Annotated in this window: 10 protein-coding genes; 5 read left to right on the top strand and 5 right to left on the bottom strand. The window is 68.7% G+C overall.

The window, feature by feature from the left end:
* Window positions 1-6: 6 nt before the first annotated feature.
* The 5 genes from H3C53_12460 to H3C53_12440 all read left to right on the top strand — a co-directional run bounded on the left by H3C53_12460 (window position 7) and on the right by H3C53_12440 (window position 5617).
* Window positions 7-1200: a DegT/DnrJ/EryC1/StrS family aminotransferase gene (locus H3C53_12460; GenBank protein ID MBW7917477.1), complete on the top strand. Its 1194-nt coding sequence runs from the start codon at window positions 7-9 to the stop codon at window positions 1198-1200.
* The gene (locus H3C53_12455; GenBank protein ID MBW7917476.1) at window positions 1197-1838 is read left to right on the top strand and encodes a sugar transferase; all 642 of its coding nucleotides are present in this window, start codon (window positions 1197-1199) and stop codon (window positions 1836-1838) included. Before H3C53_12460 ends, H3C53_12455 begins: the two co-directional genes overlap by 4 nt.
* Window positions 1839-1844: 6 nt before the next feature.
* Window positions 1845-3788 carry a polysaccharide biosynthesis protein gene (locus tag H3C53_12450; GenBank protein MBW7917475.1) on the top strand — a complete coding sequence of 648 codons (1944 nt, stop codon included), beginning with the start codon at window positions 1845-1847 and terminating at the stop codon, window positions 3786-3788.
* A gap of 96 nt (window positions 3789-3884) precedes the next feature.
* Window positions 3885-4694 carry an aldo/keto reductase gene (locus H3C53_12445; GenBank protein MBW7917474.1) on the top strand — a complete coding sequence of 270 codons (810 nt, stop codon included), beginning with the start codon at window positions 3885-3887 and terminating at the stop codon, window positions 4692-4694.
* Window positions 4691-5617: an NAD-dependent epimerase/dehydratase family protein gene (locus tag H3C53_12440; protein MBW7917473.1), complete on the top strand. Its 927-nt coding sequence runs from the start codon at window positions 4691-4693 to the stop codon at window positions 5615-5617. Before H3C53_12445 ends, H3C53_12440 begins: the two co-directional genes overlap by 4 nt.
* A 44-nt stretch (window positions 5618-5661) precedes the next feature.
* On the opposite strand, the gene H3C53_12435 is transcribed toward H3C53_12440, so the two are convergent.
* The 5 genes from H3C53_12435 to asnB form a co-directional block, all read right to left on the bottom strand.
* Window positions 5662-6765, bottom strand: coding sequence for a hypothetical protein (locus tag H3C53_12435; protein ID MBW7917472.1), 1104 nt, complete (start codon window positions 6763-6765; stop codon window positions 5662-5664).
* Window positions 6766-6785: 20 nt separating this feature from the next.
* Window positions 6786-7763, bottom strand: coding sequence for an NAD(+) synthase (gene nadE, locus H3C53_12430; GenBank protein MBW7917471.1), 978 nt, complete (start codon window positions 7761-7763; stop codon window positions 6786-6788).
* Window positions 7756-8037, bottom strand: coding sequence for an acyl carrier protein (locus H3C53_12425; protein ID MBW7917470.1), 282 nt, complete (start codon window positions 8035-8037; stop codon window positions 7756-7758). The genes nadE and H3C53_12425 overlap by 8 nt, the downstream gene beginning before the upstream one ends.
* Before the next feature lie 66 nt (window positions 8038-8103).
* Window positions 8104-9693: an acyl--CoA ligase gene (locus H3C53_12420; GenBank protein ID MBW7917469.1), complete on the bottom strand. Its 1590-nt coding sequence runs from the start codon at window positions 9691-9693 to the stop codon at window positions 8104-8106.
* 74 nt (window positions 9694-9767) lie between these two features.
* On the bottom strand, window positions 9768-11633 hold a 1866-nt coding region (asnB, locus tag H3C53_12415), incomplete at its 5' end, for an asparagine synthase (glutamine-hydrolyzing) (protein ID MBW7917468.1).

Below are 11633 nucleotides of genomic sequence, written 5' to 3'. Positions count from 1 at the left end.
ATCTGGATGCCACGTGAGTCGTTCCTCCCCTACTCGCCCCCGTCGATCGGCCAAGCCGAGATCGACGAGGTAGTAGAGACCCTGAAGTCCGACTGGATCACGACCGGACCGCGTACCCGCGCCTTCGAGGCGGCCTTCGGCGAGTACGTGGGGGCCCCCGGCGGCACCTCGCTGATGTTGAACTCGTGCACCGCCGGCCTGCACGTGGCACTCGTCGCCCTAGGGATAGGTCCCGGCGACGAAGTGATCGTCCCGACGCTCACGTTCGCGGCGACGGCGAACGTCGTGGAGCACGTGGGCGCAACGCCCGTGCTCGTCGACGTCCTCGAGGACACCCTGTGCATGGATCCGGCGGCCGCCCGACGGGCGGTCACGCCCCGCACGCGCGCCATCATGCCCGTCCACTACGCGGGCCACCCCGCCGACCTCGACCCCATCTTCGAGATCGCCGACGCGGGTGGGCTCGAGGTCGTAGAGGACGCCGCCCACGCGGCGCCGACCTACTACAAGGACAGGATGGTCGGGAGCCGCGACAACTTCGCGTCGTTCTCCTTCTACGCCACCAAGAACCTCACCACCACCGAGGGCGGCGCGCTCACGGGGCGGCAGGACCTGCTGGACCGCGCCCGGGTGATCGGGTTGCACGGCATGTCGCGGGACGCCTGGAAGCGCTTCGACAAGTCGGGATCGTGGGACTACGACATCGAACTGCCCGGCTTCAAGTACAACATGACCGACCTGCAAGCTGCCATCGGGATGCACCAGCTCGAGCGCCTGGCGGGTTTCCACGCCCGCCGCGTCGAGGTGGTGGAGCGCTACCGCGAGGCGTTCGGCGCCGACGAACGCTTCGTCCTCCCCGTCGAGCGGGAGTACGCCCGCAGCGCCTGGCACCTGTACGCCCTGCGGCTCAACCTCGACGAGGTCGAGGTGAGCCGCAACGAGTTCATCGAGGAACTCAAGCGCCGGAACATCGGCTCGAGCGTCCACTACCGCCCGCTTCACATGATGAGCTACTACGCCAAGAAGTACGGTTACGCCCCTGAGGACTTCCCCGTCGCGTTCAAGGCGTTCCAGGGACTCGTCTCCCTGCCGCTCAACCCGCGTCTCACGGACGAGGACGTCGCCGACGTCGTCGCGGCGGTCCGCGGCGCGGCCGTGCACGCCAACACCAGCCGCGCCTACTCGCTAGCCTCGGGATGAGCGGAGCGCAGCAGGCCGGCGCCTCGCTCGAGGATGGAGTCAGGCGCGTAGCCGACGTGGTCGTCGCCGCGCTCGGCCTCCTCGTGACTTCCCCCCTGCTGCTGGCCGCGGCCCTGGCCATCAAGCTCGATTCGCGCGGTCCGGTGCTGTTCCGCCAGCGGCGCGTCGGGCTGGGCGGGGTCGACTTCGAGATACTCAAGCTACGCACGATGCGTCAGGATGCCGAGGCGCACGGTGGGCAGCTGACGGTGGGCGCCGACCCTCGAGTGACCCGCGTGGGTGCGTTCCTGCGCGCCTGGAAGTTGGACGAGCTTCCGCAGCTGATCAACGTGGTAAGGGGCGACATGGCGCTCGTCGGACCGCGCCCCGAGGTGCCACGGTACGTGGCCCTCTACACCCCGGAGCAGCGCAAGGTGCTAATGGTGCGTCCCGGGATCACGGACCCTGCGTCTGTCGAGTTCCGCAACGAGAGCGAGCTCATGGCCCAACAGACCGACCCCGAGCGCTACTACCGTGAGGTGCTCTTGCCGCGCAAGCTGGAACTCAACCTCGAATACCTCGCTCGTCGCAGCCTTTCCGCCGACCTTGGGGTACTGTTGGCCACGGCCAGGGCCGTGCTCCTCGGCCGCGGGAGTTAGCATCCGATGCGAGGGAACTCACAGAACTGGCCGTCTCTAGCCGGCATATTGCCGCTCTCGGCGCGCGGAGCCGTGAAGCTCACCATCGACGTGAGTCTCTTCCTGGTGGCCACGCCGCTCGCGTTCGCGCTGCGTTACGACGGCGGCTTCGGTCCACCGGGGGCGCTACTTGTCGCGCTGGCCATCCTGGTGCCGTTCAAGGTGCTGGTGGACCTCCTGGCGGGCCTACCCAACCGGTCGTGGAGCGGACTGACGTTCCGCGATCTCGGCAGTCTCATCTTCTTGGGTCTGGCGGCCCTGCTCTTCGGCCTACTCTTCCTGGCGCTCTTCGGAGCCCGGCTGGGGGTCCCCAGTTCGGTGGCGTTCCTCGACGGCGCCATCACCTTCACGCTGATGGCATCGGTTCGGGCCTTCACCCGCTACCGCCACGAGCACTTCACGGCCCGCATCGTGGGGCCCGACTACCGCAAGCGCGTCCTGGTCGTCGGCGCCGGCGAGGCCGGCGCGCTCGTCGTGCGCGAACTGCACAAGCACCCCGAGACGGGCATGCTGCCGGTCGGGTTCCTCGACGACGACCCTCGCAAGCAGGGCCAGCGCGTCTCCGGCGTGTTGGTCATGGGTCAGGTCGACGACGCGGCCGAGGTCATCGTCAACCAGAACATCGACGAGGTGCTCATAGCCATGCCGTCGAAGGGTGGTCGCACGGTTCGCAACGTGCTCGACCACGTTCGCGAGGCACGGCCCAACCTCGTCTACAAGATCGTTCCCGGCATGTACGAGGTGCTCTCCGGTCGGGTGGACGTGCGGCGCATCCGCGAGGTCGACATCGACGACCTGCTCGGCCGCGACCCTATCAGGCTCGACACGGACGCCATCCTCGGCTACCTGGGCGGCAAGCGCGTGATGATAACGGGCGCGGGCGGCTCGATCGGTTCGGAGCTGGTGCGGCAGATCTGTCGCTTCCACCCCGCCGAGCTGATCCTGTTCGGCCACGGCGAGAACAGCATCTACTCGCTCGAGCGCGAACTCGACCGCGACTGGCCCGGCGTGCAGTACCACGGCGTGATCGGCGCCATCCAGAACGGCGCGCGCCTCGACTACGTCTTCTCGCGCTACCGGCCCGACATCGTGTTCCACGCCGCCGCTCACAAGCACGTGCCGCTCATGGAGGAGAACCCGGAGGAGGCCGTGTTCAACAACGTGATCGGCAGCCGCAACCTCATCAACCTGGCCCTGAAGCACGGCGTGACTCACTTCGTCAACATCTCGACGGACAAGGCCGTCAACCCCACGTCGGTGATGGGCGCAAGCAAGCGGATGGTTGAGTTCCTGGTGCAGGAAGCCGCCCGCCGCGCCGGACCCGGCCAGACGTTCGTGTCGGTGCGGTTCGGCAACGTGTTAGGCAGCCGCGGCAGCGTCATCCCGATCTTCAAGAGCCAGATCGCCGCGGGCGGACCCGTCACGATCACCCACCCCGACATGGTCCGCTACTTCATGACCATCCCCGAAGCGGCCCAACTCGTGCTGCAGGCCTCCGGCAACGGTCGCAACGGCGAGGTCTACATCCTCGACATGGGCGAGCCGGTCAGGATCGTGGACCTGGCGCGCGACCTGATCCGCCTGTCGGGGTTCGAACCAGACGTCGACATCCCCATCCGCTACACCGGCATGCGGCCCGGGGAGCGGTTGGTGGAGGAGCTGATGACGGAGAAGGAGCGCACGTCGCAGACGTCACACGAGAAGATCTTCGTGGCGCGGACCGAGCCCGTCGACGCCGAGGCCCTCAACTCCACCATCGAGGCGTTGCAGAGCGCCGCCATGAGCTCGAACCACGCACGCATCAGGGCGCTGTTCGAGGGGTTCCTCGAGGGCTGCCACTTCACGCCGGTGGTGCCAACGAAGTCGAGCAGCAGCAGCTTACCTGCGCCGGACTCGGGCCCGCCTTCCTGAGTCCTCGCGGCGCCCTGGCCGGGCCCGCCTTGCCGGCAGATCGCGGCGCAGCCCGGGACGTCCGCCGAGCAGCGCACGACCGGGTACCATTCAGCCATGATCTTCCACACCGTCCAGGGCGAGCGCGTTCCGGCGCTCGGCTTCGGAACCTACCTGCTCAAGGGCGACGACTGCGTCGAGGGCGTGCGGCACGCCCTCGAGCTCGGTTACCGCCACATCGACACCGCGCAGAGCTACGAGAACGAAGCCGAGGTCGGTGCCGGCCTGGCGGCCGGCGGCGTGCCTCGCGCCGACGTCTTCCTCGTCTCCAAGCTACGGCCGTCCAACTACCGGCGGGCGGAGGCGGCAACGCTTGAGAGCCTGCGCGCCCTCGACGCCGACTACCTCGACCTCATGCTCCTCCACTGGCCGAAGGACGATGAGTCCGTCGAGGTCGCCTTGAGCGCCCTGCGGCGGCTGCAGGAGGAGGGCGCCGTACGCCACATCGGGGTAAGCAACTTCCCGACCGCCTCGGTCCAAGCGGCCGCGGCGGCGGCACCGCTCTTCTGCAATCAGGTCGAGTATCACCCGTTCCTGGCGCAGACCAAGGTGTTGGCCCAGGCCGCCGAGCTCGACCTACTGGTCACCGCCTACAGGCCGCTAGCGAAGGGCCTGGCTGCTGCCGAGCCCCTCCTGCAGGAGCTCGCCGCCAAGTACGGCAAGACCGCGCAGCAGGTCACACTGAGGTGGCTCGTCCAGCAGCCGCGCGTCGCCACCATCCCCAAGTCGGCCGACCCAGGGAGGCGCGCAGGGAACCTCGACATCTTCGACTTCGAGTTGACCGCCGCGGAGTCGGCCGCCGTCTCCGGGCTGGCGCGCGGGAAGCGCCTCATCGACCCTGAAGGGGCCCCCGAGTGGGACGCATGAGGGTCCTCGTGACGGGCGGCGCGGGCTTCATCGGTTCGCACATGGTGGCGGCGCTGCTGGCTCGCGGCGCGAGCGTGTCCGTGCTCGACGACTTCTCGACCGGCAAGCGGGCCAACCTGCCCGCCGACGGCGACCTCACTGTCACCGAAGGCGACGTCGCCGACCCGGCGGCGGTGGAGGCCGCGCTGAGTGGCTGCGACGCGTTCGTGCACCTCGCGGCGGTGGCTTCGGTCGAACGGTCGGTACGCGAACCGCTCGTGACACACCGCACGAACCTTCAGGGGAGCATCCAGCTCTTCGACGAGGCGGCACGACAGGGTGTGCGGCGCGGACTCTACGCGTCTTCGGCCGCGGTCTACGGCGACTCGGCCGCGCTACCCCTGGCCGAATCCGAGCCGCCCAGGCCGTTGACCCCGTACGCCGCCGACAAGCTGGCGGGCGAGCACTACCTCGCCTACTACCACCGCGGTGGCCGCCTGAACGCCACGGCCTTCCGCTTCTTCAACGTCTTCGGTCCGCGCCAGGACCCATCGAGCCCCTACTCCGGCGTCATCAGCATCTTCCTGGACCGCGCTCGCCGCGGCGCCCCTCTGACGGTGTTCGGCGACGGCCTGCAGACCCGCGACTTCGTCTACGTTGGGGACGTCGTGAACGCCCTGATGGCAGCGTTGGCCGTTCGGGCAGCTCCGCGCGAGATGCCCGTCTACAACGTCGCCCGCGGCGAGCGGGTCTCGCTACTCGACCTGCTGGACGCAATAGGGCGCTTGGACGGGATCGCCGGTCCACTGACGGTGAGCCACGCCGCGGCCCGCGAGGGAGACATCAGGCACTCGCTGGCCGACACGGCGCGCCTGCGCGAGGCGCTGGGCTGGGAACCGCGCACGCCGCTGCTGGCGGGTTTGGCGGCCATCCTGGCGGAGTGAAGCAGGGTGTGTAGCGCCGGCGGCGGAAGTGTGCCGTTCGCCGGTCAGGGCACGACCTTCGAGTTGATCGCCCACCAGTACCAGTTCTCGCCCTGCAAGCGGCTGAACGCGAGGCGCCCCAGCAAGGCGTCGTCGACCAGCCCGGGCACCTTGGAGTGCACCATCTGCAACGAGCCGCCGTTGTGGACGAGGGCCCCTTGCCTGTTCATCACCCCGCGAAGCCGCGGCTCGAGTCGCCCCGTGAGCGCACCGGCACCGCCCTCGTCGGCCTCACGGAACAGGGAAGCGACCACGCCGTCGAGGTGCTGCGGTTGGGCCTCCAGGTCGAAGACACGGGAGAGCCCACCGCGCTTCAGGTAGTAGACGTACCAACCCACCACGCCGCCTTCGCGCGTCACGAGTCGCGCCCTGAACTCGCCCTGCTCCACGATCTTCGCCATCTCCCCGAACTGCCAGGCCACGGCGGCCTCGCCGTACCGGGGCCACAGCCGCGCCCCCCCGAGCAGGGTGGGTGCCGCCGCCGCCAACGCCGCGGGCGTCAGCGCCTCCACGGCGTAGTCGCCTGCCGGTGCGGCAACCAGCCGGCTGGCCGCTAGACGCCTGGCGAAGGCGTCGCCGCCTCGCGCCAGTGGCGCCAGCAGCGGGTAAGCGGCGCGTACGGCGCCACGCGAAGCCGCCAAGGAGCCGAGGCCCAGTTCGCCGGGCCTCAGCACCTTGACCCACCGCAACGATTGGAGCTGAGCGACGCTGCCGCCGAGCAGCTCCCAGATGCGCTCGAACTTCACATGGCCGCCGTCGGTGAACGTGAACGCCTGCGGTCCGGCCATGAACTTGCGCAAGAGGAAGGCGGCGACCGTCGTCGGTGCCTCCGGCGCGACGACCGAGGGGAAGACGCCCGCCAGCTTCCGCTCCTCGCCGTCGACGGTGACGGGCATGACCGTCACGCCGAGGAAGCCGAGCATGGTGCCCGCACCGTCCTCCGCCACGAGCGGTGTCACCTCCGCGTCGGCGTTGGGGTTCTGCACGTACATGCGGTCCACGAGATCGACGAGGCCCGGGTCGGGGACGCGCGACTTCCCCCTGAACCAGTACTGCCATAGCGACGCCACGGCCGGGGCGTCGGCCGGGACGAAAGGTCGGATCTTCATGGGACCGGTCGCACCGTCCTTCAGTCGCCCTCGACCACTAGCCTTGGCGGGGCGTGCAGGTACTGACTCACACGGCGTTTGCCGGCGATGTCCTGGAAGACGCGCTCGACCTGCTCGGCCGTCAGGCCCAAGCTTCGCGCCACGGTGGTAGCGTCTACCCCGTTGTCGACGGCGTAAAGGCACAGGTCCATCTCGTCGTAAGGAAGCGAGAAGTAGAACTCCTCTTGGCTCTGCGGCATCGAGTAGGTGTCGGTGGTGGGTGGACGCGAGCGGATCTCGTCCGGCACGCCCAGCACCTCGGCGAGCTGGTACACCTGAGACTTGTAGAGGTGGGCGATGGGCTTCACGTCGGCCGCACCGTCGCCGTTCTTGACGAAGAACCCCTGGTCGAACTCGAGTCGGTTCGGCGTTCCGAGCACGGCGAAGTTGAGGCGATCGGCATGGTAGTACTCGAGCATCTTGCGCGTGCGCTGCTTGAAGTTGGTGGCGGCGACCACCTGCAGGTACTCCGCGAGCGGCAGCCGCTCGCGCATCACGCGGCCATCCGGCGCCAACGCGACCACCGAGAAGATGCGGTAGGCGTCCGAATCGATCACGCTCGGTAGCACGATCTTCGCCTTCCAGCCCGGACCGTAGTCCGGGATCACGCGCTTGAACGCCTCGTCGCGGCGGCGGTAGCATCCCACGGCGTCGAGGATGGGCGTTATCTCCTCCAGGACGGTGCCTATCCCGGCGCTCTCGGCCGCCAGCCGGCTAAGCATGAGAGTGTCCGGCGAGGAATCGGCCTCGGGCATCAGAACGCCCAGAACGTTGTCCGGGCCGAAGGCCCGCGCGGCGAGGGCCGCGACGACGCTCGAGTCGATGCCGCCGGAGAGCCCGAGGACGCCGCCCTTGCGCCTGAAGCCGCGGACCTCGCGCCTCATCCCTTCGGTGATGGCGGCCACGGCCGCCTCGGGATCCGGCAGGCGCAGGACGTGCGGACCGAACGTGTCAGTCACGCTTCGTCGCCAGGCGCCGCTCGACGTACGCCACGATGCGCGACACGCTGTCGAGGTTCTCCGGCAGGGTGTCCTCGTCGGGAATCGACACGCCGAAGCGCTCTTCGACGAACATGATCAGTTCGAGGACCCCCATCGAGTCGAGGACACCCGCTTGCGTGAGCGACTCGTCGGCGCCTAGACCGGCGCCGCCGTCGTCCAGGATGAAGTTGTCGGCGAGGAAGCGACGGACCTCGCGTTCGGTGTCGTTGGTGGTTGTCGTGTCGGCTGGCATCTTGTCACTCCTCGTTCTCGGTCGTTCGCGCTCACGCCGGGCCTGGCGCAGGCGTCATAGTGCGGGTCAGGTCTGCTCCAGGAGACTCTTCTTGCGTACCTTACCCGTGGCGGTCTTCGGGAGGTCGCCAACGAACACGACGTCGCGGGGCACCATGAAGCTCTCCAGGCGCGCCATGGCCTCCCGCTTGAACGCCTGTTCGCTCAGCGAGGCGCCGGCGTCCAAGACGACGTACGCTCGCACCGCCTGCCCGAGCAGGTCGTCCGGCACGCCGACGACGGCCACCTCCCGCACTCCCGGCACGCCGGCCAGCGCGTTCTCTACTTCCACCGGGCTGACCTTCTCGCCCCTGCTCTTGATGATGTCGTCCGACCGGCCCATGAAGTAGAGGAACCCTTCCTCGTCGGTGCGGAACCAGTCGTGCGTGCAGAGAACGCGCTCGCCAGGGTACTTTCCGGGCTTGAGCATGTGCTCCGTCTCGGCCGGGAGGTTCCAGTAGCCCATCATCACGTGCGGGCCACGGACGTAGAGCGTCCCGGTGACGCCGGGTCCCACGGGCCGGCCTGACTCGTCTAGGAGGTAGGTCTCTGTGCCGGGGATGGCCTTGCCTACCGACGAGGGCTTGCCGAGGACGAGTTCGGGTTCCAGGTAGCAGACCCGCTTGCACTCGGTCAGGCCGTACATCTTGTAGACGAGCGCTCCGGGGCTCATCTCGAGTAGCCCCGGTACGTAGTCGTCGGGAAGGTGGGCGGCCGTGTTCGTGAAGCGCCGCACGCTCGGCATGGACACGGGCGAGTTGCGGTGAAGCGCGAGGAGGGTGGCGAACACGGTCGGCACGCCGGGGAACACCGTGACCCCCTCCTCCTGCACGCGCTTGACGATCGCCGCGGGGAAGGCGAACGTGCGTTCCAGCACCAGCGTCGCCCCCAGGTGGACCGCCATCAGCGCTTGGTAGAGCCCGTAGTCGAACGCGAGCGGGAGGAGGTTGAGGATGCGGTCCGTCTCGTCGAGCCGCAGGTACTCGACGAGGCTCCCCTGCGCGAAGACCATGTTCTGGTGGCTGAGCATCACCCCTTTGGGGTTGCCCGTGCTGCCGGAGGTGTAGACGAGGGCAGCGAGGTCTAGCGGGATCGTGCCAGGGTCCGCCACGCGCTCGTCGGTGGCGGTCGCCAGGTCGGCCAACGCGGGCCTCCCTGCCGCGTGGGCTGGCCGGGCATCGCCCGGCTGCCCGGCGGGTCCAGATGCGTCCACCACCAGTCTCAACTCGGGCAAGGGTGAGGCCGGGTCGGCCACGACGGCAGAGACCGTCCGCCCCAGCCGCCCCTCGCTCAGCACGGCCACTGCGGCCGAGTCGGCGAGCATGTAGCGAAGCTTGTCTTCCTTCGTCTGGGGGTTGATGACGATGAAGGCGGCACCTGCGTACAACGCCCCGTATATGCCCACCACCGTGGTCGCGGAGTTCTCTATGAAGATGGCCACTCGGTCGCCGCGGCGCACGCCGTGGGCCTGAAGCAGGCAAGCGAACCGGCGGGCCCTGGCGTGAAGATCCGAGTACGTCACGCGCTCCTCTGCCGTGACCACTGCCACCTTGTCGGCATGTTCGGCCACGCTGGCGGTCAGGCTGTCATGAAGCAGCCGCTTGTACCTTGGGTGCATCTGCTTGGACCTTCCCATCCTGGCGGCCACGGGCCTCCGGCCGCCCTCTGACCAAGAAGTCTAGCCCTAGCCTGTCACGACGCACTTACACCTTCCCCCAGCACGACGGCCCCGCGGTCCACGAGCCGCGTGGGCACGGCCGCGGGGGCCAGCACGGGGTGCCTCACGAGCGCGTCGTCGAGCAGCATGGTCGACAGCACGCCCACGAGCCCCATCTCGTCGCTCTCGCTCAGGCCCACCTCCGCGTAACGCGCCGCCTTCTTGGCCAGCTTCTCTACGTGCGGAGCGTTGAATAAGCCCGTCGACGCCACTCGTCCGGGCTCCAGTAGCGCCCCGACGTACTCGGGCGCCCCCGGCCCGAAGAAGGCTCTGAGGATCGGCGCACGGTACGGACGCTTGGGGCGTTCCGCGACCTCGGCGGGTACCACGCCGGCCAATGACTTGCGCAACAGGTACTTCTCGTGGACGTCGCGAAGGCGCAGCCGCTCGGGCAGCGCCGCCGCGAACTCCGCCACGTTCGGGTCGAGGAACGGGAAACGCCCCTCCACCGAGTTGGCCATGAGCATCCTGTCGCCCTGCGAGTGCAGCAGGAACCCCGTCAGGAACGTGGCTATCTCCAGGTACTGCGCCTGGCCGAGCGGTCCCATCGTCGGGAACTCCGCGGGCAGGCGGTCGATCAACCGGGTCTCGGGGTCGCCCACCTCGCCCGCCCCAGCAAGCACGTCGGCGCCGAGGAAGCGCAGGTTGCGGGCCGTGGTGCGGAAGCGCGGCCGGTGGCTGTAGAGCGGGTCGTCGAGATCGAGCATGCCGGCCTTGAAGAATTCGGCCATGAACCCGCCACCCTGCTGAAGGTCGCGTGAAAGGTAGGGGTAGAGCTTACCGAGCAGGCGCGGCCGCAGGCTCGAGCCGGGGTCGCGCGCCCAGAAGCGCCTCACCATGGCCTCTTGGAAGATGTTGTAGCCGCCTAGCAACTCGTCCGAGCCCTCGCCGGTCAGGACGACCTTGAACCCGGAATCGCGCACGAAGCGCGATAGGAGCAGGAGCGGCCCGGGCGCCGTGCGCAGCATGGGCTTCTCCGCGTGCCTGACCACGGCTGGGAAGGCGCGTGCGACGTCGGCGTCGGAGACCGCGATGCTCCTCAGGTTGACGCCCAGCTCGGCGGCCATGCGTCGCTGGTACGGCGACTCGTCGAAGCGCTTGTCTTCGAACGACACGCTGAACGCCTCGAGCACGCCGCGGCTGTGTCGACGCGCCAGAGCCGTGGTGGCGCTGGAGTCGAGTCCACCACTCAGGTAAACGCCGACGGGCACGTCGGCCCGCAACCTGATCCGAGTCGCGTCGTCGAGCAACTGGAGGAGCTCCTCCTGCAACTCCTCAGGCGGCGCCACCCTGGCGCCGTCGCGCGGCCCGAAGCGGATGTCCCACCAGCAGACCGGCGTCTCCGGCCCGGCCTCGCCGACCCACATGTAGTGCCCGGCCGGAAGCTCCCTCACCCCCGGGAAGGCGCTGCGATCCGGTTGCACGGCCCACAGCGTGAAGGTCTCGACGAGCGCGAACGGATCCAGCCGCCGCTCTGCACGAGGATGCCTCAGCACGGCCTTCGCCTCGGAGGCGAACACGAGGTCGCCGCCCAGGTCCGCCACGAACAGCGGCCTGACGCCGAAGCGGTCGCGGGCAAGGAACGCCCGCCGCGTGAGGCGGTCGAAGACGACCAGGGCGAACTCGCCGTTGAGCCTGTCGAGGCAGCGCTCTCCCCACTCCTCGAAGGCGTGGACCACGACCTCGGTGTCCGAGCGCGTCCTGAAGGTGTGGCCTAGGGACTCGAGTTCAACCATGAGCTCCGGGAAGTTGTAGATCTCGCCGTTCTGCATCACCCAGTAACGGCCGCCCTCGTCGGAGATGGGTTGGTCGCCCCCGGCAAGGTCGATGATGGCCAGGCG

It is taken from the genome of Trueperaceae bacterium, from assembly GCA_019454765.1.
GTDB lineage: Bacteria > Deinococcota > Deinococci > Deinococcales > Trueperaceae > JAAYYF01.
The sequence above is the reverse complement of the archived record's forward strand: the minus strand, read 5'-3'. Positions and strand labels throughout refer to the sequence as shown.

What these genes read in the sequence shown, in the direction of transcription:
- H3C53_12460 (MBW7917477.1), top strand. Translation starts at nt 7, where the DNA reads ATGCCACGTGAGTCGTTCCTCCCCTACTCGCCCCCGTCGATCGGCCAA.
- H3C53_12455 (MBW7917476.1), top strand. Translation starts at nt 1,197, where the DNA reads ATGAGCGGAGCGCAGCAGGCCGGCGCCTCGCTCGAGGATGGAGTCAGG.
- H3C53_12450 (MBW7917475.1), top strand. Translation starts at nt 1,845, where the DNA reads ATGCGAGGGAACTCACAGAACTGGCCGTCTCTAGCCGGCATATTGCCG.
- H3C53_12445 (MBW7917474.1), top strand. Translation starts at nt 3,885, where the DNA reads ATGATCTTCCACACCGTCCAGGGCGAGCGCGTTCCGGCGCTCGGCTTC.
- H3C53_12440 (MBW7917473.1), top strand. Translation starts at nt 4,691, where the DNA reads ATGAGGGTCCTCGTGACGGGCGGCGCGGGCTTCATCGGTTCGCACATG.
- H3C53_12435 (MBW7917472.1), bottom strand. Translation starts at nt 6,765, where the DNA reads ATGAAGATCCGACCTTTCGTCCCGGCCGACGCCCCGGCCGTGGCGTCG.
- H3C53_12425 (MBW7917470.1), bottom strand. Translation starts at nt 8,037, where the DNA reads ATGCCAGCCGACACGACAACCACCAACGACACCGAACGCGAGGTCCGT.
- H3C53_12420 (MBW7917469.1), bottom strand. Translation starts at nt 9,693, where the DNA reads ATGCACCCAAGGTACAAGCGGCTGCTTCATGACAGCCTGACCGCCAGC.